The following is a 25,289-nucleotide window of genomic DNA, read 5'->3' as shown; positions in this document are numbered from 1 at the left end:
CTGGCTGAATGAGATTGCTTCAAACGGAGGAAGAGCTGAAGAACTTAATCGCATCTGATGACTGGATGATGAGCATTTTATCCACAGTAGAAACTTTGCAATTACCAGATTGGTGGGTATGCGCAGGAATTATTCGCTCAAAGGTATGGGATTACCTTCACGATAAGGAGGAAAGAACACCAATTGCTGATATTGATGTGATATATTTTGATAAAGAAAATTTAGCAGAAGAAGTAGAGAAGCAGTATGAGCAAGAACTGAGAAAGGTATCTCCAAACGAGCCTTGGTCCGTGAAAAATCAAGCCCGAATGCATGTCCTAAATGGTAGTAAACCATATCAGTCTGCTGTTGATGGAATCTCTCATTTCCCAGAAATCCCAACGGCAATTGGAGTAAAATTATCAGATGGGTTTCTAGACATTGCAGCACCGTACGGTATTCTTCTTTTAGGAGCAGGCATTGTAGAGCCAACACCGTTTTACCTAGAAAATAAGGATGCCTATGCGATTTATCGTCAAAGAATTCAGCAAAAGCAATGGCATTTGAGTTGGCCAGAATTGAAAATTCATCTTCAATAAAAAAGAAAGAGGGGGACCAATTGCAACAAGATAAAACCTATGTCATTAAACACTATAAAAAATCTTTAGATTGGATAGATAATTTGCGAGGGTTATCTGAGGCGCAATGGCGTATGCCTATTGAACCTGGGAAATGGTCGGTTGCAGAGGTAATTGGGCATCTTCCTCCATGGGACAAGTTTGTGCTAAATCACCGAATCCCTTTTCTGTTTACAGATGAGCGTCTGCCGAAAGGACCAGATGTAGCACATTTGAATACGATGGCAGCTAAGAAAAGCCGTGAACAAACAATGGAGGAAACATTGAATGATTTTATGTCCACAAGGCGTCAATTATTGCAGGATATTCAGCAATGGACAGACGAGCAATGGCAACAGTCATTTAAAATTGGGCAGTCAGAAATGACTATAATCGACTATTTTGTAGGATTAATCAATCATGATTTACATCATTTTCCACAGATTCAGAATGTTATACATGTATAGGAGTTAGCATATGGATATCAAATATTTAATTGATTACTTTGCACATGCTTCTGTAAAATTTACAGATGTTTTTACTAAAAAAATGGACCCAGGTGAAGTAGATGCTGGTAGAACAACAGCTCCAGATAAGTGTGGGTTAGTAGTACCACTTGCAGGGAGTGCGATCTTTAGCTTTAATGGAACCCCCTATATGATGGAGCCTGGAATGATTGTCCATGCAGGCCCCCAGATGCCGATAGAAGTGAGAGCGACTGGTCATAAAGGTTGGGAGTATGCAGTTGTTCATTATCGCCTACCAACAGAAGAAATAAATCTATATCCACTAGCAGAGCAACATTTTCTAATTAATACAGGTTTTAACACACAAATTATTAGCCATGTTAAGCAATTAGTGGAGAGCTATTCCTTTCCTGGTAATATGGCTGTATTCAAGTCTAAGACATTATTTATGAATTTGTTGGAAGATATCCTTGTGGCGGCAAAAATGCAGGTTTTAGATAGTGCCAGCGAATTAATAGAGCAGGCATTACAGTATATACATGAAAATTATGCAGAGCAAATCTCAGTATCAAATATCTCGATGGAATTGGGCATTGAGCGTCGCCGTTTTGCTTATTTATTTGAGCAGCATACAGGTATGAATCCAAGCACTTATATTACGGAATATCGTATACGGCGTGCAAAAGACTTGCTAGAATATGATGTCATTCCAGTAGCTGAAGTAGCAGAATGTGTCGGATATGTCGATTGCTTTTACTTTAGTAGAGTGTTTAAAAAGTGCACAAATTTATCTCCTTCCGCCTATAGAAAGATGAAAATGGAGGAATCCAATTATATGTAAAAAAACTGCTTCTTCCAAAAAAAGAAGCAGTTTTTTAATAGCAAAATCGGCAAAAATCCATGTCATTCTCGAAATCGTCCATTCACAATCTTTTTTCACTTTGTTAGGATAGTATCCGTAAATGATAATGAGTATCAATTATGTATTGACTTATATATGAAAACGATTATCATTATCAATATGAGCTCGTTAGGGGAGAATATCTATGAATAAATATTTTAAAATGTGTGCACCTGCACTATTAGCATTATCACTGGCTGCATGTGGAACAGATAAAGCAGAGGAATCAACATCAACAGCTAATACAGCAGAGACAAGTGCAACAGAGTCACAGACAGAGCAAGCTAAATCAACACAGACCGTAACGTACTTAGGTGAGCAATATGAGCTACCAGCCGAAGTAAAGAACATTGTCGCTGCCAGTCTTGAATCGATGGAAGATGCGGCGATACTTGGTATTAAGCCAGTAGGTGTCCTAGAAGTAGGTGGAAAAGTTCCTGCCTATCTAGCAACAGATTTTGAAGGAGCTACACTTGTAGGGAATAAAATGGAGCCAAATGCAGAAGCCATTCTTAATCTGGATCCTGATGTAATTGTGGGTACTTCGAAATTCCCTGAAGAAACGGCTGAAAAGCTCAACAAAATTCAAACAATGATTCCATACTCACATATTTCAACAAATTGGAAAGAAAATTTAACTTTGCTTGCACAATTAGCTGGGAAGGAAGAGGATGCAAAGAAAATCATCTCTGACTATGAAGCAAAAGTTGCTGATGCCCAAGTAAAATCCAAGGAGCAATTAGCAGATAAGCAAGTATTAATTATCCGTATACGTGGTGGAGTGATGTACATCTATCCAGCAGGCGTTTATTTAAACCCTGTTCTATATGAAGATTTAGGAGCACCTGTACCAGAAGTTGTTACAACAGCTAAGGCGCAAGCGGAACTATCACTTGAAACATTAGCACAAGTAAATCCAGATGTGATTTTCCTACAATTCGAGGATTCAGAGAATAAGGATACGCCAAAAGCTTTAGAGGAGCTACAAAAGAATCCAATTTTCACTAGCTTAAAGGCAGCACAAAATAATCAAGTTTTCGTCAACACAATTGAGCCATTAGCACAAGGTGGTACTGCTTGGTCTAAGGTGAAATTCTTAGATGCTGCAGCTGAAAAATTATTTAAATAGTATAAACAGGCTGGTAGTAGATTTGGTGATATCACCGGGCTATTACCAGCCTTTTGTAAGATGTGGCATTTTTCATTGCAGGCAGTTGTTAAGGGTATACACTTAAGTAATCGATATTGTGTACCGCAAAATGGATAAAGAAAAAGGTGTGAAAGTTGAAAAAAACAAACATAGTGTCGTTTTCAATATTAGCGATATCTCCTTTCCTTATTGCCCTTGTGGCACTTATTTCTGTTATGTATGGGACAAAAGATATTAGTGCCATTACAGTATGGCAGTCGATGACAGCATTTGATCCATCGGATGTTGATCATCAAATTATACGAACAGGCCGTATTCCAAGAGTTGCTGCGGTGTTACTAGTTGGAGCATTTTTAGCAGTTGCCGGTGCAGTCATGCAGGGGATTACACGAAACTATTTAGCCTCGCCTTCATTAATGGGTGTCAATGATGGCTCTGCATTTGTCATTACATTAGCCATTGTTTTTTTTCCAGGGCTACCAAACTATCAAATGATTTTTTTATCGATGCTTGGTTCTGCATTGGGTGCAGGTATTGTCTTTGGTTTTGGCTCGTTAATCCGCAATGGCTTATCTCCAGTAAGGCTAGCCATAATTGGAACTGTCATTGGCACATTTTTAAGTAGTATTGCTACTGCTATTGCGATGTATTTCCAAGTATCACAAACAGTAAGTGCTTGGTATAACACAAAGGTACATATGGTAGATATGGATATGCTGATCCTTTCTATTCCATTTGGTTTAACTGGGTTGATCTTGGCTTTATTCTCTGCAAAAGCAATTACCATTACTTCATTAGGTGAAGATATTGCCATGGGGCTAGGACAGAAAACAAAAGCAGTACGTATTATTAGCATGCTAGCTGTCGTATGTTTGACAGGGACAGCGGTTGCCCTTGTAGGGAAAATCGCCTTTGTAGGGTTAGTCATACCACATATTACACGCTTCCTTGTTGGTGTTGATTATCGCTATATTATTCCTTGTGCAGCCGTCATTGGAGCCTTTTTCTTAGCGCTTTGTGATGTCCTGAGCCGCGTTGTCAATTATCCATTTGAAACGCCAATTGGTGTCTTAACCGCATTGGTCGGTGTACCATTCTTCTTATATTTAGTTCGTAAGCACGGAGGTGAAAAACGTGCGTAAAAAAACCTCAAGTGTATTCTTTTTAACCATGCTGATGCTTGTTTTAATGATTTTAGTTGCGAGCTATTTACATATTACAAATGGTGTTTTTGATATGTCTGTAATGGATGTCATCAAAACATTGTTGCGGATGGAGTCAAATTCAAAGTTTGATCTTGTTATATTTGAATTCCGTTTACCTCGGATTGTCATTGCTGGACTTGTCGGTATTGGCTTAGGTATGGCTGGAGTTGTATTACAGGGGATTACACGCAATGGACTAGCAGATCCAGGAATATTAGGGATTAATGCTGGAGCTGGTGCAGCAGTCGTTCTATTCATGTACTTCTTTCAATTAAAGCTAGTGAGTGCAGATATGAACAGCTGGATGTCAATTTTAATGATGCCACTATTCGGTTTTATCGGTGGAACAATTGCAGCTAGCTTGATTTTTTCATTTGCTTTAAAAAATGGTCATCTGGATATGCAGCGATTAATCTTAACTGGTATAGCTATCAATAGTGGATTTGGAGCTTTGTCCTTGTACCTATCCTTAAAAATGAGTGCACAAGATTTTGAATCAGCGGCTATTTGGATGGCGGGTTCTATTTATAATGCGAATTGGATCTTTGCGCTTACGATGCTACCTTGGCTTTTGATTTTAGGAATATATGTGCATAGAAAATCTTATTTACTCGATTATTTTCAGCTTGAAGAGGATAGCATCACAAGTTTAGGAATAGCTGTTGAAAAGGAGAAAATGAAGCTGTTATTAGCCAGTGTAGGTCTTGTCAGTGCTTGTGTGTCTGTATCAGGGAGTATTGGATTCATAGGTTTAATGGCCCCACACATTGCCAAGCAGCTTGTTGCTATTCAACACCGTTATGTTATGCCAGTGAGTGCTTTAATTGGAGCAGGTCTGTTAATCCTAGCTGATTTTATTGGTAAAACCGTTTTTGCACCATCGGAACTGGCTGTTGGTATTGTCGTTTCAATTATTGGGATTCCATATTTCTTGTATTTACTGGTGAAATCTAAGGCATAGGAGGAAATGGCGTGCAAACTGCATTTAGAATGGAAAACCTGGCTTCAGGTTATGAGCAGGTACGTGTTTTTGAAGGGTTAAATTTAACGATAGAAGAGGGCAAAGTGACTACAATCATCGGTCCGAATGGTTGTGGTAAATCTACACTCCTAAAAACGATAGGACGTATTTTAAAAAAACAACAAGGTACGGTATATTTGCAGGAGCAAAATATGCAAAATTTATCGACCAAAGATATTGCCAAGAAACTAGCAATATTATCTCAAACACCGATAGCTCCTGGTCAATTGAAAGTGGAGGAGTTAATTGCGTATGGTCGCTACCCACATCGCAACAATGTTAATCGTTTAACGAATAAGGATGAGGAAATGATTGAATGGGCTTTAACGGTTACTAATACGATGGAATATCGAAATAGGGAGCTTGCCCAGCTTTCAGGAGGTCAGCGTCAGCGTGTTTGGCTGGCTATGGCCTTAGCACAAGAAACAAATATCTTGCTATTGGATGAACCTACTACTTATTTAGACATGGCTCATCAGCTAGAGGTATTGGACATTGTTAAAAGTTTAAATGAGCAGCACAGCTGTACAATAGTGATGGTTCTACATGATATTAACCATGCTGCCAGATATTCAGATCATCTTATTGCAATGCGTAACGGTATTATCATGCAAACTGGCACGCCACAGGAAATTTTAAGTGCTGAGGTGATGCGTAAAGTATTTAATATTGATGCACGCATTATGGAAGATCCTGTAACAAATACACCTGTATGTTATGGCTACGAAATTTTGAAGGAGGATATCTAATGAATATAAATAAAGTAGACTACGTTACACAACAAATGACTTCAAAATTGACAAATTATTCGTACACGATTAACATCTATGTGCCAGAGGAGGAAGCACCACAAGATGGCTTCCCAGTTTTGTATGTACTCGATGGCTCATCCTATTTTAACCTTGTAAAGGAAGCGGTGCGTCTACAAAGTCGTAATGCACCAAAAACAGGTATCCTTCCGGCTATTGTTATTGGAATTGGTCATGGCGACGATATGCGTGAAAGAAGATTTTATGATTTTACAGCACCTGCGGAGTCGTATATTTATCCAGCAAGATTTAAAGGAAAAAGTCATGAAAAGCTTGGAGGAGCAGTGGATTTTAGTCGCTTTATAGAAGAAGAGCTAAAGCCAACGATTGAGGCACAGTATCCAGTAAATCGAGCACAGCAAGCTTTATTTGGTCATTCCCTAGGAGGTTACTTTACACTGTGGCAACTATTTCACCACCAATCAAGCTTCCAGCGCTATCTAGCTATTAGCCCATCCATTTGGTGGAATGAGCATGAATTAGTGCACTGTGCTTCAGTATTTCTGAACGAGCATCAAGATATGAACGAAACTTTGTTTTTGAGCGCAGGTGAACTTGAAACCTTTATGGTGGATGATGCGCGCCAAATGGCGACCGTATTAGAAAAAATAATGAATGTTGAATTTTATGAGGCTTTAAACGAAAATCATGCTTCCATCGTACCAACTGTTATGAGTAGAGCCATACGTTTTACGCATAAATCACATTAATAGTAGACCGCATTGTCTTTTGACAGTGCGGTTTCTTTTTATTTATTAATAAAATTACCGAATGGTACGCATAATAAAGGAAATTTGGTCATCTGTCTGGTATAAATGGAGGCGCTGTATGCAAAATAAAATTTTAAAAAACCCAGTATTTCTTATTTCTAGTGGAGTAATTTTTCTTTTGGTCATTATTGGAGCAACGATACCAGAAAAATTTAAGAACGTAGCAAACAGCGTATTTCATATGACTACGGATTATTTCGGCTGGTTTTATTTATTGACAGTCTTTATTATCGTTATTTTTTTATTCGGCTTGGCAATAAGTAAATATGGCACCATTCGCTTAGGGGCAGAAGATAGTCGACCTGAATTTAGCTTTCTAACATGGATTTCCATGCTTTTTTCCGCAGGACTTGGCGTAGGCTTGGTCTTTTGGGGAGTAGCTGAGCCAATGAGTCATTACTTTTCACCACCTTTTAGCTCTACGGAACCTTTAACAACAGATGCTGCAAGACTTGCCATGGGATATTCATTCTTTCATTGGGGTATAAGCCAATGGTCAGTGTATGCTATTATGGGACTGGTCATGGCCTATGTACAATTTAATAAAAAACGAAATTTATTAATCTCTACAGCTTTAGAGCCAGTCACTGGTTCAAATCGTATAGTCAAAAGTACGATTGATATTCTGGCAGTTATTGCTACAGTTATGGGTGTAGCCACGTCTATTGGCCTCGGAGTTCTACAAACAAATGGGGGATTGAAATTTGTCTTTGGCTTGCCAAATACATTTCTTATACAAATATCTATTATTGCCATTATGTTTGTAGGCTATATGTTTTCTTCTACGACAGGTCTTCAAAAAGGGATTCGTATTTTAAGTAATGTTAATATGGGCCTTGCGATTGTTCTGTTGCTTTTTGTATTTATAACAGGCCCTACAGTTTTCATTCTAGAAACTTTTACATTAGCAATAGGGGATTATATTTCAAATTTTATTCAGTATAGCCTTCGAATGCAGCCATATGTGGGGGGAACTTGGGTAAAAGATTGGACTATTTTTTATTGGGCTTGGGCTATTGCTTGGTCTCCGTTTGTGGGATCATTTATAGCTCGTGTATCTAAAGGTAGAACGATTCGAGAATTTATTATAGGGGTTTTAATTATCCCACCCCTTATTGCCTGTTTTTGGATTGCAGTCTTTGGTGGTACTGCCATGTGGTTTGATTTACATGAAAATGCACATATAGCTGAAGCGGTTAGTAATGATGTTACAATTGCACTTTTTCAAATGCTTGAACATTTGCCATTATCACTGTTAGCCCCAGTTATAGGCATAATGTTAATCTTTACTTTCTTAATCACTTCTGCTGATTCAGCTACATTTATTATGGCTAGTATGACGTCCAGAGGTTCTTTAAATCCCACAATTTTATCAAAGTTAGTATGGGGTGTCTTAATGGCAGCTATTTCAGGCGTTTTATTGTATACAGGGGGTCTTGAAGCATTACAAACGGCCTCGTTAATCGCAGCATTACCTTTTACAGTGGTTTTACTTTTATTAATGATTGCGTATATTAAGATGATGAAGGAAGAGATTATTCCTCTTCAGAAAAAGGATATTCAACGTTTGAAAATAGCGAGAAAGCATATTGAAAAGGAAGCAAAAGTGAAAGATAAACATACTAAGTAGTAGGCCGTATTCGAAATAATACGGTTTCTTTTTGTTTTAACATGCACTATTATGAATAAAAAACGATAAGAGGTGCTTTAGGATGGAAATTGTTTTAGCACAGAGCAAGGATGCCCCAGTTATACATCAGGTGATGCTACAGGCGTTTCAAGAATATGAAAAAGCCACTCCACCATCCAGTGCACTAAGTGAAACGGTGGATTTTATTGAGCAGGCAATGCAGCAAAGTGAACAAGCGTTTATTGGCTATATCAATAAACAGCCAGTTGCCATGGTAAGGTTTACCCTCAGTACAAAGGGAATTTATTTTTTTAGACTTTCAGTTATCCCAGAAAGACAGGGACAAGGTTTAGCTAAAACACTAATTTCTTGGCTTGAACAATATGCACTATCGAAGGGAATAACAATTAGTCAGTGCAAAGTACGTATGAGTGTTCCACGTAATATTGAGTTATATCGTTCATTAGGTTATGTTGTAACGAAAGAGGAAATGGTGAAGAATTGTAATGGTAACTCTCTAGTAATAGCAACAATGGAAAAGAGACTTTCCAATGAGGAGGAGTTTAATTGAGAAAAAAGGTCGGCTGCTTGCATGCTCATTATTCCAATATAGAATACATAGAGCGCGCTTTTCAAAGCGCTGAAGACATAGAGATACTCCATTTTGTAGACCCTGGCGTGATACAGCAAGTGTCTAAAGGTAGTGATGGTTTAGCGCGTAAAGTTAAGGAGCAAATTGAATGGATAATTAGCTGTGATGTGGATGCCATTTTAATAACGTGTACAAATTATATTGCTTTATTAGAAGGAGAAACTTTTTCTAATCCCCTGATTCCTATTATAAAGATTGATGAGCCCTATTTTGAAAGTATATGTAGTAAGCAACAGCCTCAAATAATTCTTTTCTCAAATCCAGCGACTGTTGAAGGAACGATGGCAAGACTTCACCAATATGCTAAGCAACGAGGAATATCAGTAGATGTAGAGGCAAAAATTATTGAGCATACATTTGAGCTTATTATACAGGGGAAAAAGGAAGCCTATGATGAGGCTATTTCAAGAACTTTACATACTTTATCAGCTGAGCAAAAATTTCTATCTGTAGCCCAGCTATCGATGGTGGATGCAGCACAACGATTTGAAGATCACACGGCGATTACAATTCTCCATCCATTAAAGTCATTAGTTGATATTGTAAAGAGTACCATAAAATGATGGTTTCGCAATTTACAGAATTATCTGTAACAATTTGGTTATAACAAACGTTTCATAAGAAAGGGGGATGTTATGAAACGAGTTGTATTTTTATGTATATTGCTATTAATTTTAGTGGGTTGTACAGATAAAGCAAATGTTACAATGCCAGAGGATCTACCTGATTTTGTACAAGAAAATGATTTTGCATTAGTTGATTGGGAGCATAAGGCAGAGAAATTTGGTGAAAGAGGCATTATTGGTAATGCTGATAAATCGGGTGTCATTGGCGCAGATATGCCAAGTTTAAGCATACAAAAATGGATGTGGCATCTATGGGGAATAGATGAAGTACGAGATACAGAATTAACGGTTATTGGATACCATAGAGAATCTAAAGTCATACAACCGATTTTAGTGGATGGTTGGAGCATAGGACTCGGCGGACCTGTTAATGGAGCAGATGCACATACACCTTCTCATGTGAAAATTCCTCAGTCTGGTGAATGGGCTATTCTACTATATACAAATGAAAAATACTTTGATACGTTGATATACGATATCCGGGAATAATAGTAAACCCTTATTTTGTAAGTATTTAAACTTATAAAATAAGGGTTTTTGATTGTTTGAATATGTATTGGGAAAGGAGGTGTATGTTGTGCGTATGTAAGCTTACATTGTGTATTGCTTTCATATTCTCTGAAATGCACAAGATGCTGAAGTCGCCATTCAGAAAGTATATATAAATACGAAAAGCTATTGAACATAGATAATTACAGTGCATGGTTGTAGCAAGAAAAATATTAAATTGGTAATATAAAAAGTAAAATGGAGGTCAGCAATATGAAAGATTTACGTTATCCTATTGGACAATTCCAATTTCCCAAAGAAATGAATTCACAGCAAGTACTAGAGTGGATTAATGAAATCCGTTTGTTACCAAAACAACTTGCAGAGGCGTTAAGTGGTGCAAGCGAGCAAGACTTAGCAAAATCTTACCGTGAAAATGGCTGGACCGTGACACAGCTAGTCCATCATATTGCTGATAGTCATATGAATAGCTATATCCGTTTTAAGCTAGCGTTAACAGAGGATGTACCAACCATTAAGCCCTACAATGAGGCAGAATGGGCACAGCTACCAGATTCTGAAATGCCAGTAGCAATTTCTTTTAATTTGATTGAAAGCTTACATGAACGTTGGGTTTATTTACTGTCAAGTTTATCGGATGAACAATTAGAAAGAGCCTTTAATCATCCTGATTCAGGCCTGACGACTCTTGAGCATGCAATTGGCCTTTATGCATGGCATGGCAAGCATCATTTGGCACATATTCAGAATGCTTTGGTTAAATAAATATTGATGTTTTATGAAAAAACAAGTGATTTCTGCTAATGAGGAAATCACTTGTTTTCATTTATTATTTAAGTTTATTTTATACGATAGTAATACCAGCACTTGCGTTACCAGCAAGTGTAGCAGCAACTCCTGTAGTAGTCATAGAGAATACCATTAGTAAACGATCACCAGTACTTACAGGTACTGAAACGTTTGCATTACCACTTGCAATCGTACCTACAGCTAATGCTAATAATGGTAAAGCTGGTGCTAAATCAACAAATGCTCCAGTTGGGCTGAAAACGTTGCTTCCTGAAACTGCACGGTAAATTTGTGCTCTTACTGTTGCTGTTCCTGTTAGTGTTAAAGCAGCTGTTGCTGAGATTGTAGCAGAAATAGATGTAATTGTACCTGGACGTGGAACAGTAAATGCTTCTGTAGCAAGACTAGATGTTAAATCGATATTAACGCCAGCTAGAGCAACCCCTGGAACAGATGTACCAAATCCAACAAGACTTACAGTACCAACTAAACCAGTAGCAAGAGACACTAAAGCAACAGGAGTAATTCCTGATGAGAATGGGATAATGGAACCAGTAGCGGCTGGTGGAGTAATACATGCAGCGTCAATTGCAACAAAAGGTCCCAGTGCAGTACACTCCCCGTTACCATGACCGTTACCTGAACAGCCACACATTGAGTTATTCAAACACATTTTTACACCCCCTTTCTTCATTATTCTATTCATTTCAGATTAGGGGTTAAGGGCAATTATCTATTTCACCTATAAATTCAATGATTTCTTAATGACAGCTTTTATTTGACACATAAAGACATCCACTATGTATGTTTTGACATAGTGGATGTTTAAGATAATGTTAACTCCATCTTTTAAAGAAATCGAAAAATGAGTTTTTTCCCTTTTTATGTTCTTCCTCAATCGGCTTGTTTACAGGTTCAAGTTGCATGATCTCTTCTTCAAAGGACGGATGAACCTCATAGGTTGCATCAGAATGATACACTTCAACATATTCTTCTGTTTCTGCAATGATTTGATTGAGAGGCTCACTAGCTATTGCTTCAATGTCTTGATTAACAGGCTCGCTAGGTTGCTCCAAGATAACTCGTTCTATCGAGTCATTCGTTACAATGGGATTCTCAAGATTGTTATGTTCATTCTCAATTTTCACAACCTCCATAGGATTATTTAATGTTTCAGTTTTAGTGCTATCGGATTCATTAACTATAGAAGATTGTAAAGTATCATTCTCGATGTTTTCTTCGCTTGAAGCAGGCTGTACGGCAGATGGATCATAAACACTTACTGGAACTTCCTTTGCATCCATGGCATTTTTAAAATGGAAGGTGGATTCAACTGTCGTGTTTCTGTATAAACCATTGTATATTTGGCTGGGGTGCGTATTGATTGATTGAAAATATTGCTGATTAAAATGCCGTTCTTCAGGTTTAGTTTCCGGTAGACCATTCTGAGGAGAGGGACCCCCGATATTTACATTTGGTTGGTGGTTTTTGGCTTTACCTGCCACACTTTGTAGTAGTCTATAAGAAGGTTGTGCTGATGTAATTGTAGTTTGATCTGCTGTCTGTGTCATTCTAGGTTGTCTAGGTAAAAGATTAGAATAAGCTTGAGCAGGCATGTCAATGGAGGGCGGTACGGTTTTTGTATCATTTCCTTTAACTGGCAATAGTCTATTTAAAATTGATAAAATCTCTTGGTTCATTCCTTCAATGGTTTGATTCAAAGACTCAAGCTGTGTTGAAAGAACCTTAATTTGATCGTCGTATCCTTTTATATATGAATTTTGTTTAGTATCCAATGTCTGAGTAATCCCTTCTAAATGGGCCATCTGTGTTTTTAGTCCATCAAACTCCTGCTTCATATAAAGGAAATCTTCAATTGACTCCCCCATTTTTAACGAGGTTAACGATTCTCTATAAGATTCAATTTTTTGCTTTAAATTTTCAATTTCTTGAGTGGTATACAATTTTGACTCTTCCATTGTAGTTCACCCCTTTCAGTCCATTATTAGTTTATTAAAAATATTGACTTTCTGTTACAAATATAACGGTTCTTTCAACATTTTGATTCGTATCGTTAATGAGGGAAGTGTATGAAAACAAATCTTGATTGATTTTAATAAATATCCAATGTAACTATTTGTTAGCCCATGCACTTATAGCTGAAAAACATATGCTACAAACGAAAGATAAAAATTTTATGGAGGTGTCAAAAGGATGCAAGAGCATATGCCATCCCAGGCGCAGGAACTAATCTGTATAAATGTTGATAAGGTATACGACTGGATTGTAAAAGAAATGTCGTTTGATATTTCACCTACTGGACCAATTACATTCCCAGGTGTTACAGCAACTACTGACTTAACAGGTGCTATTGTTACTTGTCGAGTAATTCCAGCAACTACAAATCCAATTGTGATTCTGAACCGTGAGAATCGCCAATTCTCTATTGATGGATCAACGGTTTGTCTGCAACATCTAAATGTTCAAAAGAACTTCATTCTAACAATTGTCGTTACTTTACCTAATGGTACTGTTTTCACAAGCAATAATATTCCAGTTTCTCGCTGTGAGCAAGTGACATTATGTGCACCTAAGGGAACAGACGTTGAAATTTTATACACAGATTTAGATTGCTTCGTTTGTACAACTGGAACACTTAGTGTTGGAACAGGTGCTGCAGCAGGTACAATTACGTTCTCTGCGTTGACAATTACTGTTGCTGTTTGTCAAAGTATTCAATCTACATTCCCGGTTACTGTGGAATTTTTAGCAACTTTCTGCGAACCAAGAGCAGACTTACCATTCTCATGTCCAACTGCGGTTCGTCCACAACAATGCCCAGTTATTTTCCCAACTGTTGGTTAATTGTGATAACAAAAAGAAGAAAGTCATACTATGAAGAGAGGGTAATCCTCTCTTTTTTTTAATGGAAATAACAAGGAGGTTTAAAGTGGCAGATCGTATTGAAGACAAGATACAGGCACTAAAAGAACAAACAAATGCCTATGTTCATGATATTAAAAGGTTGGTTGAGGAATTAACAATTCCCAATAGGATTAACCTCATTAGTTATTTTACAACTGCATTTAATATTTCTTATGATCCTGAGCAAGAGAGTTTATGTTTAGGCTCCTATCATATTCGTAATATTGGTAGTGCAGCCGTCACGAACCCATCTCTGTGTATAACAATACCCAAGGAGTCACCTTTTTACTTTTCAGGGAGATATGTTCATGAAAATTTCACTCCGAATTTTAAAACACAGGGGCAGAGTCAGTGGGAGCGTTTTAATGACAAATCAAGCAAAGAGGAGTATTGGCTGAGACCAGTTGGTAAATCAACAATCGAACCGAATGAAACTATTTCATTTACCAATTTTCAAATAAAATGGTCCCATAATTTATCATATTCAGGCACGATTATGGGTTTTACATATTGCGATCAGCTCACAGAAGGTGTTGTTGTTTTAAATCCAATTAATCTAAATGGAATGGGCCAGACACAGGAGGAAGACAATGAGTGACAACGAAAAACAAGAGTTTGGTAGTGTAATTCAACAATTAGTGAAGGAACAGCTAAGTCGTCGCAATGAACAAGACAATAGCTTTGCCTTTCTTGAAAAAAGTACATTACAGCTATTAATTGCCTATCTTGTTTCAGGCGAGAATAGTCATGTTGACCAATTAGAGAATTCAAAGTCAGAAGGAAAATGGATGAAGCAGCTGGATGATTTACTAGAGGAAAGTAGAGAGCAGCTTGAAGAGGTGGTCAATTTACTAAAAAGATATTCAGGCTAGGGGGTGTGATGATGGACAATGATATTGTGAAAAACAATGATCCAATACAGCTCCAACAAATGATTATTTTTTTAAGGGCCGAGTTAGCCAAGTACAAAAATGAAGTAAAAAGACTTAGAGATAGTGATTATTATGCTTTGGTTCTTCGACTTGAACGAGAAAATGTTCAATTAACAAGGCATAAAAAAGAACTTTCAATGGAGCTCCTAAAGTTGAAAAGAGACTTTGATAAAGAATTGCAAGCTTACGATGAAGAAATTCAGAAGAGAGAAGCACAAAGAAAAAAGCAAATTGCATCCATTGAGGCATTATTAAAGGAATTGGCAGAGTTGCGGGCTGAAAATAAGTCATTGATGGACAAAATTCAAGCATCAAAGGAGGCTTCGATCGATCCAAATGAAAGGTCTATGGTGGAAGGCATAGATAAAAAGTTAAGTGACTATACAACCTTAGCAAGTAAACAAATGGAGAATATTATAGAGACTCTAGAAAAATACCATAGAGAGAAAGTAGAATCGGACAGCCTTCATCGACATTTATTAAGTGAGTTAGAGATGAAAAATCTAGATATTGAGAGATTATCCAATGAAATAGTTGCATTAAAAAAACAATCTAAGGATAGTAGCACATCAATGAAACAAGGAGTTAATATTGATGAACAAATAGATTTTAGATTACGCATGCTCGATGAATTAGATGAGAAATTGAATGAATTAGCGTTAGAAATCAATAGTGAGCAGCTTTAGCTATAAAATTTCATTATGACTGTTTCAAAAGTATGCCTTTGAAACAGTCATTTTTTTGATTCGAATAAGAAGCTTTTAAGGAGGTTCAACCGCTCACAATGAAGAGGAAGGCACTCCAAAGTAGGTGAGACTAGCTCCAGAGGTCCCTTTTGACCCTCATTCCAATATTACTTTGTTTCTCTATGCAGGGTTACACGTTTCAGGCGAGGGGAGTACTTTTTAAGCTCCAATCTTTCGGGATTATTGCGTTTATTTTTAGTAGTAATATAGTTTTTATCACCTGTTTCAGTACAGGCTAGTGTTACTTGTACACGCATTGAAGGACCTCCTTTTAAATAGTAATTATTACGATTTAAACAATATATTTCTCACTGGATATTGTCAAGTTTAATTTCACTAGTAATAAAAAGTTTTGCATTTTCCAAAATAATATGATTTAATTACAAATTGTAAATAGTAATGATTACGATTTGAGGAGTTGTAAGAATGACAAAGAAAATTCCTGTTACAGTATTGAGTGGATATTTAGGTTCTGGTAAGACAACAATGATGAATCATGTATTGCAAAACAAAAAGGATTTACGTGTCGCTGTTATTGTGAATGATATGAGTGAAATTAATATTGATGCGGAGCTTATCGCAAATGGTAGTGGTATATCACGTACAGAGGAAAAATTTGTAGAGCTATCGAATGGTTGTATTTGCTGTACATTACGAGAGGATTTATTGCAGGAGGTGGAACGTCTTTCGAAGCTAGGCAATATTGATTACATTTTAATTGAATCGACAGGGATTAGTGAGCCGATTCCCGTTGCACAAACATTTAGTTATTTAGACGAGGAGCTTGGCATTGATTTAACGAAGTTTTGTCGATTAGATACATTGGTTACAGTCGTAGATGCCCATCGTTTTTGGCATGATTTTCAGTCTGGGGAAAGCTTATTGGAGCGGAAGGAAGCTGTTGGTGAATTAGATGAGCGTGATGTTGCAGACCTTCTTATTGATCAAATTGAATTTTGTGATGTCCTTATTTTAAATAAGTGCGATTTAGTATCCGCAGAGGAGCTTGAACGGTTAGAACGTATTTTACGTGCATTACAGCCTGAGGCAAAACTTATACGTACAACAAATGGTGTTATCGATCCAGTTGAAATTTTAAATACGGGGCGCTTTGACTTTGAACGTGTCTCTGAATCGGCTGGTTGGTTAAAGGAGTTGGAGCTTGGTCATGAAAACCATACACCAGAGACTGAGGAGTACGGGATCTCTTCCTTTACCTATAAACGCAAAAGACCGTTTCATCCGATGCGCTTTGTTGAGTGGTGTGATCACATGCCAGATTCAATAGTACGAGCGAAGGGTATTATTTGGAGTGCAAGACATCAGGAAGTTGCACTATTATTATCACAAGCTGGGTCATCTGCAAAAATTGAACCAGTCTCTTATTGGGTAGCAGCTCTTTCTCAAGCCCAGCAGCAGGATGTGTTCCAGCAAAGCCCTGAAGTATTGGAAGATTGGGATGAAGAGTTCGGAGATCGAATGACACAACTTGTTATTATTGGCATTGATCTAGATCGAGAAGAAATCACTAAACAGTTAGACAACTGTTTGTTAACAAATGAAGAGTTTCAGAACCCTTGGGAACGTCTACAAGACCCATTTAACTGGGAATGGCAATAAAGAAGAAAAGAAGATTTCGGCTAAGACTCCGAAATCTTCTTTTGAAATATACGATTATAATTAGTAGCATCTCGTAATGCTTTTTCTTCTATAGGTATTCGGACAGAAAGCATTGTAATATTGAGTAATGTAAAACAAAATGCTGTAAAGTAAGCCTGAAACATGAGTGGTAGCAAAAGGATTTCTAAACAAACTACCGCATAATTGGGGTGGCGCATATATTCATATGGCCCTTTACGAACAACTTGTGCGTCAGGTAAAATGAGGATTTTTGTATTCCAAAAAGTGCCTAAAGAGCGAATACACCAGATCCGTAAAGCCTGCACTGCTAAAAATAATATAAAAAATAACGGAAATAAGGGCGAGATGCCATTGTTGTTTGTGACGATTTCCACTATTAAAAACAGAAAAAAGCTAACATGCATGGCTACCATATAGGGGTAGTGTGAAGCACCTACTTCATAGGCTCCTTGTGAGAGCATCCATTTCTCATTGCGCTTGGCAATGACAACCTCTGTCAATCTTTGTAGAACGACAAGGATAAAAATAAAATAGAAGATCATGTTACTCCCTCCAGTTTAATAATACAGCTTCTGCACAAAAACCAGGGCCAAGAGCTACGAGCAAACCTGTATCCTCCACTTGTCCTTCATTTAACATAAACTGCTCTAATACGTATAACACTGTCGGTGATGACATATTACCATGTCGTCTCAATATTTCCCGAGAAATGTCGGTTTTTTGGGGAGATAGATAAAGTGTATCTTCATAAGCTTTTAATACCTTTTTTCCTCCAGGATGCGCAATAAAATGAGTCAATTGTTCGCTATACAGTTCTTGATCCATTAAAAATTGCTCGATGAAAGGTCCGAGCCAATTGGTAATAATAGAAGGAATGCTTTTTTGGAAAATGACATGAAGCCCGTTGTTTTTCACATCCCAACCCATTACATTTTCCGAATCTGGCATCCATTTAGAACCTGTAGCTAGAATATTAGGGGTTGGCCTTTTTGTTGCGAAAGCTACTTCATCCCCACAAACAAGTATACATGCTGCACCATCGGCAAAAAGGGAAGCACCAATTAAATTACTTTTAGAAAAATCATTTGGCTGAAAAGTGAGGCTACATAACTCGACACAAACGACAAGCACCTTTGCATGTGGATGGGCTTTACAAAAATCATAGGCTCTGCTTACACCAGCGGCTCCTCCTGCACAACCAAGACCCCATAGAGGAATGCGCTTAAGTCGATCTGAAAAGGGAAGCTTGTTCATAACACGTGCGTCAATGCTAGGTGTTGAAATTCCTGTACTGCTAACAAAAATGATGGCATCGATGTCCTCAGTTGGAATAGATGAGGATAAAAAAGCTGTATTAGCTAAACATGCTTGAATGACATTTACACTGTATTGTGTAGCCAACTCAATATATAAATTATTACGTTCTTCAAAGGAGTGATTCGTACGATGCCATTCAGCTGGCACACAAAAATGGCGTGTGTCGATGCCACCATTATCAAAAACCTTTAAGTAGCGCTCTAGTTTTGGAATTTTTGCATAAAAAAGCTCTTTCGTTAGTTCCTCTGCGTTATCTTGCTGTAATGTGTAAGGTGGTTGATATGTGCTAATTGAAATGATTTTAGGCAACTCAACATCTCCTCGCATTTAGTGGTTTTTTCATTGTATGCAAGGTGGTAGGGGATACATGCTTGTAGAAATTCACCCAGTGCTTAGCTTATCTATAATTGCGGCAATTGTGGAAATCTCTAATATAGTATGTGGTTTTTTTGCGGGGAGACTTCGGTGTTGATTTGGGTTAGAGATGCTATATTTTGTATAGAGTTAAGAATTAAAATAAATTACATAAAAACGGTAATCTTGCTAAGAGTGCAATTTTGTGGTGTTGAAGTTTAATAGTATGTATATTATATGACTATAAAAAATAACTGCAAAAAAATGATCGGAGGTAACAGATGAGAGCGACACAATTAGATAACCATCTAGCAGTTGAAATTAAAAATCTTATTAAATACTATGGGGACTTTTGTGCAGTAAATAATATTTCGATAGAAATTCCTGTAGGGGAAATTTTAGGGATTTTGGGGCCGAATGGTGCAGGTAAAACAACTACTATTGAATGTATAGTTGGATTACGAGAGCCATCTGAAGGGACAATCAATATACTCGGATTAGCTCATCATTCAAACAAAGAGAAGATTAAAACGTTAATTGGTGTTCAACCTCAAGAAGCAAGCTTATTACCGAATCTAAAAGTAATAGAAACAATTAAACTATTTGCTAGTTTTTATGTTGATCCATATGACAGTGATGAATTAATTAAAATGGTAGGTTTAGAGGAAAAAGCAAACACGCTTGTGAAAAATCTTTCAGGTGGCCAAAAACAGCGATTGTTAATTGCAGTTGCACTCGTATCGAATGCACAAATATTATTTCTAGATGAGCCAACTGGTTCCTTAGATCCTCATGCAAGAAGAAAATTATGGGATCTTATCTTAAAATTTAGAGCGGAAAATCGAACTGTCATCCTTACAACTCACTCAATGGAGGAAGCTGAATTTTTGTGTGATCGTGTTGCCATCATCGATCGTGGAAATATTATTGCTTGTGATACCCCAGAAAAACTAGTGGATACATATGTTTCTGAAAAAGCAATTTGTTTTACGACTAAAGATAGAACGGTTGATATAGAAAAAATCAGCTCATTTCTTGAGGTTATAACGGTTGAAGAAAAATTGGTGGGCGGAGCAAAAGAAATTAAGGTTCATACGAATGATTGTGATACCACCATAAATCGATTATCTAAAGGTGAGCTCTTGAATTGTAGTTGGTCTAATTTACGCATTGAAGGCGCTAATCTTGAAGATGTGTTTTTACGTCTTACGGGACGATCTATCCTAGAGGAGGTTTAAATATGAAAAAATCAAAAAAAAGTTCATTTATACAATTAGTGTTAATGAATTGGCGTGAACTCTCTAGGGATAAAATGAATTTTTTCTTCACTCTTGTCTTCCCTTTTATGTTCATTTTATTGTTTGTTTTGTTGTCTCAAATGACAGGTGATTCCAAAGCGAAAATTGGCATTGTGATGGATGCGAATGCAAATAAGGAAGTCCAACAAATAAGTGAATTTATCAAAACAAATGAGTTAGTAGATGCCGAATTAGTTGATGGAACAAAAGTAAATCAGCTTGTAGAGGAAGAAGAGATAACAATAGGTCTCAACTTCTCGGCAGACTCATATGAGTTAATCTACTTAGATGAAAATATCGACCAAGCTATGATTGTTCGAGGATTCATTATGGAAATAGCAAATCCATACAAAGGGCCGGAAATCTTATTAACTCAAATGGGTGACAAACAGAGTGATATTGATCCACTAACCTACGCATTTCCAGGTGTACTTATTATGGCATTTATGTCACTAGCCTTATTTGGTACAGCTATTCCGATTATAAAAATGAGAAGAATCGGTACATTACGATTATTTTCGCTAACACCAATTAATAAGCTTCAATTTATTCTTTCACAAGTCGTCACAAGACTAAGTCTTGCGATAGTTCAGCTGGTGGTTATAATTGGCATTGGTGTTGCGATGGATATTGTTCCAACTGAAAATATCTTGTCAATCATCCTTGTGTCAGTTTTGGGATTGTGCATGCTATTTTCTGTAGGATATTTGATGGGTGGATTAATCAATTCAGAGGAAGTGGCAAATGGTATTTCAGGTGGATTGTTAGCACCTTTGTTAATGTTATGCGGAATTTTATTCCCATTAGAATATTTGCCTGATTCAGTTGTACTAATAGCAAAGTTTATCCCGTTAACCTATTTTGGAGATGCTATCAAACAACTATCAATGGATGCAACACCAGTCGCACCATTAGGAATTGATCTATTAATTCTTCTTGTAACGACTATTATCATCATATTTGTTGCTGTTCGCACTTTTAAATGGGATCAACCGACACCGCAAAAAAACAAATTCAACAAAAAAAAAGTGAGAAGAGGGATGAATAAATATGGGACAAGTTCTAATTAAAAATGTAGTACAGCCAATTGGTGGATTGATCAATAATGCTATCCTGCTTCCCAATATCCCAGGGGAACCAGCTTATCCAATATATTCGGGGCTTCTCGGGGACCCTTCACTAGTCATACCATCGATTACTCCATCGATATTAGATGGAGCAGGTGGAGCCTTGACAGAAGAAGAAGCACAAATCAAGGCTGTTGCTGAGACAGTTGAACGATATTCTAGTTGTATCTATAACGAAGAGGAACAATTTATTTGGGCTACAGCGGAAGAACTTGGTAATGATGCACTTGATTTAGATCTTATTCCGCGAGTATCGGAAAGAGAGTTACAAAATTCAAAATGCAAGTTGGAACTGCCTAAGAAAAACCTTCCGATACGGTGGGTAAAAGGAATCTCATTATTTGATAAGAAAGAAGTGTGGGTGCCGGCTAATATGGTGTACTTGCATATTCCATATAAAAGTATAGGGGAGAAGTTTTGGCTCCCAATTTCAACAGGATGTGCAGCACATGTGACTATGGAGGAAGCACTTTTGGGCGCAATCAATGAAGTGATTGAAAGAGATGCAATTTCTACCCTATGGTTACAGCAATTAGAACTGCCACGAATTGTGATTGATAAAGTTCCAGATTGGGCTATTCCATTTATTGAACAGATGGAGAAAAATGAGCATGTTCAGCATTATTTCTTTGATGCGACAACAGATTTAGGAATACCAACGATTTATTGTGTTCAAATTTCACCACACAATAAAGATCTAGCTACATTAGTTATGTGTTCAACAGAGTTAGATCCATACAAATCATTAACCAAAATAATGAGGGAAGCTGCATCATCAAGAATGGCTATGCAGCATCGTCCACTAGCTGATAAGGATGTAGATGATTTTATAGAGGTTCATGATGGTGCTCATTATATGGGTAAACCAGAAAACATGCACGCCTTTAACTTTTTACTTCATTCTAAAAATAGACGAAATATCTCTGATATACCAGTTCTTGAAACAGGTAGTCCAACAGAAAACCTAAAAAAGGTTGTTAATTTACTAAAAGAAAAAGGGCATGAGGTCATTGCTGTTGATCTTACTACTGATGAGGCAAGAAGAGCCGGTTTAAAGGTTGTACGTGTCGTGATACCGACATTAATGCCACTTTCCTTTAGTTATACGGATCGCTTTTTAGGGACAAAACGTCTTTACGAGGTACCTAGACTGTTAGGATATCCAGTTAAGGAAGAGCATGAGATTAATCCTTGGCCACAGCCGTTTGCGTAAAGAAAAAGTAGGAGATTGTCAAGTTTGGACCAAAAAGCAGAGACATAGTTCAAATAAGCAAATCTTTTTCAACGCATCTTCTTATTACCTTATTTAGTAAGAAACTTTTCTACTTTTTTATATAAAGCATTCGATTAATAAGAACACATGAACACGATATGAGGATCTTAAGTTAAATAATCAGAAAATTCAATTTTTAGGAGGATGGTTTATGATACATATTTTGGCTTGTGGGACGTTTGGGGAAGCTACTGCAAAAATAATAGCTGAAAAAGTAGAAGATGTAGAGATCACGACGGCTGATCAGGAAGGAAAGTTTTGGGTTGGAAGTTGGCCACATGCAGATTTACATGTTGTAATCTCGTGGCGACCAGTTCCAAAGCTTTGTGAAGTATTAGATGAAATGTGTCACGCATGGAAAGTCCCATGGTTTCCAATTATCTTAGATACTCCAAAATTACAAATAGGTCCAATTGTTGTTCCTGGTGAAGAAGGCTGTTATTCTTGCTATCGTCGCCGTCAAATCCAACATTCGAAATTCGGAAAGTTTATTCCTTCAATTGAAGAATTTTATAGCCAAAATCCGAGTTTTGGACCTATTGGATATTTGGAGGTACATAGTCAAATAGCAGCATGTCTCTTTATAGAATTTCTAAACCGTATTCAAAAAAATATTTATAAAGAAGCAGGAAAAGTGTTTGAATATAATTTGATTACTTCAGGGATAGATAAGGGAAAGGTAGTTGGTTTTCATGGTTGTAAAAGATGTGGTTCAACGGAAAATCAAGCTACTAGAAGCTATGAAAAAATTGTAGAAGAGTTTGATCGAATATTTTCTTACTGAAAATTGAATAAGGAGGAAGAAAAATGTTTGTTGAAAAGGTGATGTCAGCGTCCATAATGGCAAATGTAGTTGAGAACGATCCACAATTTTTAATGCCAACTAAGCCGCGATTACTAAAAGAAGTAGCAATGATTCCTTTACCACATTTACAAAGGATCATTTTTGAAGGTACTGATGAACGGCAGGTAATCGGAGGTAAGGGGACTAGTACTTTGTTTCCTATTCTATTGCCGCTATTGGATGGTACAAGAACATTTGAGAAAATATTAGACGAAATCCCCCAACTTTCACGGGAAGGATTAAAACAAGCATTATCCATACTTTATGTTCGCGGGCTATTAGAAGATAGTGCTGCAGATGAAGAAATTGATCTAACTCAATTTGATGAAAATTCATTAGGATTTTTCCGTAGACATACTGATACAATTCGCTATAATCGCTCAGGTGCGCAAAGCATGAAACGATTAAGTAAAGCAAAGGTTGCAATTTTTACAGAAGATAAGTATGCACCATTGTTCGAACAATTATTGAAGAACTTACATGTAAATGTAATTCATAACCAAAATTTTGAGCTTGATGAAGATGTATCATTGGTTGTGGTATTTTATGATCAAGTACCTGACCGAAAACAGATGTACAAGCTTGATCAAATGTGCGCAGATAAAAAAATCCCATGGTTGTTAAGTATTGTAAAAGAAGAGAAGGCGGAAATGTTTTATTTAGAACGTGATGAAACACCATGCTTTAGTTGTCTTGAAAAATTAAAACCAGATACTTTTAATTATGGTTTACAAGACGCAGATGAAAACAAAAAGAATTTGTGGGCATACTTTACCATTCAGGAAGTGATTTATCTAATAAGCAGAATAGCGCCCCCTGGATCAGGACCTTATGTTCATAATTTTGATGTTGATAATTGGGAGAGGAAACAGTTAAGACTCCCCTTCTTTCCAGGTTGCAGTTGCCGACCAATTGAGGGGTATGAAACAAATGAGATTGAAACAGCTGTTTCCTATCTACACTCAGTAAATTTCCCTTCGCATCATTTAGGGTCGAAGAAAGCCCATCAAGTACATTTTCGTTCTAGTAATATGGAATTAAGTCTTGATTTTAAGAGATTCAAAAACTCCCCATTAATTCCATTATTAAAATATAACGAGATTCCGAAGGCGACAGGAGAAGCGATTCAAAGCTTACTAGGTGAAAAAGAATTACCCTTTGTACATGAAAAGATTGATTTACCTCTACTTTCATCCATTCTTTTGCGAGGAGTAGGTGTGAAAGGGGCTATTAATGGCAAGCTTAAAAGGTGGGCACCAACTGGAGGTAATCTAGGTTCTGCTGAGTTATATGTAATCATACGCGATGTAGAAGGCGTAAAGTCTGGCCTCTATTTCTATCAAGCTGTTGACCATGCACTTGCTGAAATTCAAACACAAACTGAAGATGAGATTACTAGTTTGCTACAACAAACTCTGCATCTAGATTCAGTAATGCATGAAAAACAACTTCCATCCGTAACGATTATTGTTACTTCAGCACTGCATCGAGTCTTTAGCAAATACGGGCAATTTGGATTTAAAATTGTAAATTTAGATGCAGGTGTTTCGCTTTCTCATATGTCCGCAGTAGGAAAAGAAGCGGATTTAAATATGAAAATAATTGATAAATGGGATGACTATGTATTAGAAGACTATCTAAATCTACTGCAATATAAAGAAACGATTTCTGGAGTCATTGCAGTTTTTGATAAAGGAGTTGATTAA

Annotated in this window: 28 protein-coding genes; 23 read left to right on the top strand and 5 right to left on the bottom strand. The window is 37.1% G+C overall.

Annotated features, from left to right (window positions below; translation table 11 throughout):
- Positions 1–8: 8 nt before the first annotated feature.
- From PSR12_RS22160 to PSR12_RS22100, 13 genes are all read left to right on the top strand, one after another.
- The gene (locus PSR12_RS22160) at positions 9–578 is read left to right on the top strand and encodes a nucleotidyltransferase family protein (protein ID WP_257520738.1); all 570 of its coding nucleotides are present in this window, start codon (positions 9–11) and stop codon (positions 576–578) included.
- 20 nt (positions 579–598) lie between these two features.
- The gene (locus PSR12_RS22155; RefSeq protein WP_257520737.1) at positions 599–1,063 is read left to right on the top strand and encodes a DinB family protein; all 465 of its coding nucleotides are present in this window, start codon (positions 599–601) and stop codon (positions 1,061–1,063) included.
- Between the two features lie 10 nt (positions 1,064–1,073).
- The gene (locus tag PSR12_RS22150; protein WP_274770553.1) at positions 1,074–1,904 is read left to right on the top strand and encodes a helix-turn-helix domain-containing protein; all 831 of its coding nucleotides are present in this window, start codon (positions 1,074–1,076) and stop codon (positions 1,902–1,904) included.
- Between the two features lie 205 nt (positions 1,905–2,109).
- A complete protein-coding gene (locus PSR12_RS22145) occupies positions 2,110–3,093 on the top strand; it encodes an ABC transporter substrate-binding protein (protein ID WP_274770551.1) in 984 nt (327 codons plus the stop codon).
- A gap of 155 nt (positions 3,094–3,248) precedes the next feature.
- Entirely contained in the window at positions 3,249–4,256 is a 1,008-nt protein-coding gene (locus PSR12_RS22140) for a FecCD family ABC transporter permease (protein WP_257520734.1), read from the top strand.
- Positions 4,257–4,284: 28 nt separating this feature from the next.
- The gene (locus PSR12_RS22135) at positions 4,285–5,280 is read left to right on the top strand and encodes a FecCD family ABC transporter permease (protein WP_274773500.1); all 996 of its coding nucleotides are present in this window, start codon (positions 4,285–4,287) and stop codon (positions 5,278–5,280) included.
- A gap of 29 nt (positions 5,281–5,309) precedes the next feature.
- The gene (locus tag PSR12_RS22130) at positions 5,310–6,089 is read left to right on the top strand and encodes an ABC transporter ATP-binding protein (protein ID WP_257522562.1); all 780 of its coding nucleotides are present in this window, start codon (positions 5,310–5,312) and stop codon (positions 6,087–6,089) included.
- Complete coding sequence (locus PSR12_RS22125; protein ID WP_257520733.1) at positions 6,089–6,859, top strand: alpha/beta hydrolase; 771 nt, start codon at positions 6,089–6,091, stop codon at positions 6,857–6,859. The genes PSR12_RS22130 and PSR12_RS22125 overlap by 1 nt, the downstream gene beginning before the upstream one ends.
- A 118-nt stretch (positions 6,860–6,977) precedes the next feature.
- Entirely contained in the window at positions 6,978–8,549 is a 1,572-nt protein-coding gene (locus PSR12_RS22120) for a BCCT family transporter (protein ID WP_274770549.1), read from the top strand.
- Between the two features lie 82 nt (positions 8,550–8,631).
- Complete coding sequence (locus PSR12_RS22115; RefSeq protein ID WP_274770541.1) at positions 8,632–9,120, top strand: GNAT family N-acetyltransferase; 489 nt, start codon at positions 8,632–8,634, stop codon at positions 9,118–9,120.
- Complete coding sequence (locus PSR12_RS22110; RefSeq protein WP_274770540.1) at positions 9,117–9,764, top strand: hypothetical protein; 648 nt, start codon at positions 9,117–9,119, stop codon at positions 9,762–9,764. Before PSR12_RS22115 ends, PSR12_RS22110 begins: the two co-directional genes overlap by 4 nt.
- A gap of 72 nt (positions 9,765–9,836) precedes the next feature.
- Positions 9,837–10,316 carry a hypothetical protein gene (locus PSR12_RS22105; RefSeq protein ID WP_274770535.1) on the top strand — a complete coding sequence of 160 codons (480 nt, stop codon included), beginning with the start codon at positions 9,837–9,839 and terminating at the stop codon, positions 10,314–10,316.
- 273 nt (positions 10,317–10,589) lie between these two features.
- Positions 10,590–11,102 (top strand): YfiT family bacillithiol transferase, encoded by a 513-nt coding sequence (locus PSR12_RS22100; RefSeq protein ID WP_221681599.1) that lies wholly within the window; start codon positions 10,590–10,592, stop codon positions 11,100–11,102.
- Positions 11,103–11,181: 79 nt separating this feature from the next.
- Here PSR12_RS22100 and PSR12_RS22095 read toward each other — a convergent pair whose 3' ends face one another.
- Together PSR12_RS22095 and PSR12_RS22090 are read right to left on the bottom strand one after the other, a co-directional pair.
- A complete protein-coding gene (locus PSR12_RS22095; RefSeq protein ID WP_221681597.1) occupies positions 11,182–11,799 on the bottom strand; it encodes an exosporium glycoprotein BclB-related protein in 618 nt (205 codons plus the stop codon).
- A gap of 163 nt (positions 11,800–11,962) precedes the next feature.
- Entirely contained in the window at positions 11,963–13,105 is a 1,143-nt protein-coding gene (locus PSR12_RS22090; protein WP_274770534.1) for a hypothetical protein, read from the bottom strand.
- Positions 13,106–13,340: 235 nt separating this feature from the next.
- On the opposite strand from PSR12_RS22090, the gene PSR12_RS22085 reads away from it, so the two are divergent.
- The 4 genes from PSR12_RS22085 to PSR12_RS22070 all read left to right on the top strand — a co-directional run bounded on the left by PSR12_RS22085 (position 13,341) and on the right by PSR12_RS22070 (position 15,669).
- A complete protein-coding gene (locus PSR12_RS22085; protein WP_004231775.1) occupies positions 13,341–13,991 on the top strand; it encodes a BMQ_0737 family morphogenetic spore coat protein in 651 nt (216 codons plus the stop codon).
- An 85-nt stretch (positions 13,992–14,076) separates the two neighbouring features.
- Positions 14,077–14,649 carry a hypothetical protein gene (locus tag PSR12_RS22080; RefSeq protein WP_221681595.1) on the top strand — a complete coding sequence of 191 codons (573 nt, stop codon included), beginning with the start codon at positions 14,077–14,079 and terminating at the stop codon, positions 14,647–14,649.
- Positions 14,642–14,923: a hypothetical protein gene (locus tag PSR12_RS22075; RefSeq protein WP_221681594.1), complete on the top strand. Its 282-nt coding sequence runs from the start codon at positions 14,642–14,644 to the stop codon at positions 14,921–14,923. Before PSR12_RS22080 ends, PSR12_RS22075 begins: the two co-directional genes overlap by 8 nt.
- Before the next feature lie 11 nt (positions 14,924–14,934).
- Positions 14,935–15,669, top strand: a complete 735-nt coding sequence (locus PSR12_RS22070; protein WP_221681593.1) for a hypothetical protein — start codon at positions 14,935–14,937, stop codon at positions 15,667–15,669.
- Positions 15,670–15,836: 167 nt separating this feature from the next.
- On the opposite strand, the gene rpmG is transcribed toward PSR12_RS22070, so the two are convergent.
- Positions 15,837–15,986: a 50S ribosomal protein L33 gene (gene rpmG / locus PSR12_RS22065; protein WP_004231780.1), complete on the bottom strand. Its 150-nt coding sequence runs from the start codon at positions 15,984–15,986 to the stop codon at positions 15,837–15,839.
- 169 nt (positions 15,987–16,155) lie between these two features.
- Here rpmG and PSR12_RS22060 point away from each other — a divergent pair, with 169 nt between their 5' ends.
- Positions 16,156–17,349 (top strand): GTP-binding protein, encoded by a 1,194-nt coding sequence (locus PSR12_RS22060; RefSeq protein ID WP_221681592.1) that lies wholly within the window; start codon positions 16,156–16,158, stop codon positions 17,347–17,349.
- 20 nt (positions 17,350–17,369) lie between these two features.
- Here PSR12_RS22060 and PSR12_RS22055 read toward each other — a convergent pair whose 3' ends face one another.
- Both PSR12_RS22055 and PSR12_RS22050 read right to left on the bottom strand, forming a co-directional pair.
- On the bottom strand, positions 17,370–17,912 hold the full coding sequence (locus PSR12_RS22055) for an isoprenylcysteine carboxyl methyltransferase family protein (RefSeq protein ID WP_221681591.1): 543 nt from the start codon (positions 17,910–17,912) through the stop codon (positions 17,370–17,372).
- Between the two features lies 1 nt (position 17,913).
- On the bottom strand, positions 17,914–18,996 hold the full coding sequence (locus tag PSR12_RS22050; RefSeq protein WP_221681590.1) for a type III polyketide synthase: 1,083 nt from the start codon (positions 18,994–18,996) through the stop codon (positions 17,914–17,916).
- A 326-nt stretch (positions 18,997–19,322) separates the two neighbouring features.
- On the opposite strand from PSR12_RS22050, the gene PSR12_RS22045 reads away from it, so the two are divergent.
- From PSR12_RS22045 to PSR12_RS22025, 5 genes are all read left to right on the top strand, one after another.
- The gene (locus tag PSR12_RS22045) at positions 19,323–20,279 is read left to right on the top strand and encodes an ABC transporter ATP-binding protein (protein ID WP_274770532.1); all 957 of its coding nucleotides are present in this window, start codon (positions 19,323–19,325) and stop codon (positions 20,277–20,279) included.
- Positions 20,280–20,281: 2 nt separating this feature from the next.
- Entirely contained in the window at positions 20,282–21,409 is a 1,128-nt protein-coding gene (locus tag PSR12_RS22040) for an ABC transporter permease (RefSeq protein WP_274770531.1), read from the top strand.
- Complete coding sequence (locus tag PSR12_RS22035) at positions 21,390–22,679, top strand: YcaO-like family protein (protein WP_274770530.1); 1,290 nt, start codon at positions 21,390–21,392, stop codon at positions 22,677–22,679. Before PSR12_RS22040 ends, PSR12_RS22035 begins: the two co-directional genes overlap by 20 nt.
- Before the next feature lie 211 nt (positions 22,680–22,890).
- On the top strand, positions 22,891–23,523 hold the full coding sequence (locus tag PSR12_RS22030; protein WP_274770529.1) for a TOMM precursor leader peptide-binding protein: 633 nt from the start codon (positions 22,891–22,893) through the stop codon (positions 23,521–23,523).
- A gap of 23 nt (positions 23,524–23,546) precedes the next feature.
- Positions 23,547–25,289 carry a SagB family peptide dehydrogenase gene (locus tag PSR12_RS22025; RefSeq protein WP_274770528.1) on the top strand — a complete coding sequence of 581 codons (1,743 nt, stop codon included), beginning with the start codon at positions 23,547–23,549 and terminating at the stop codon, positions 25,287–25,289.

It is taken from the genome of Lysinibacillus sp. G01H, assembly GCF_028872195.1.
GTDB lineage: Bacteria > Bacillota > Bacilli > Bacillales_A > Planococcaceae > Lysinibacillus > Lysinibacillus capsici.
This window is presented reverse-complemented; position numbering and strand designations above follow the sequence as displayed.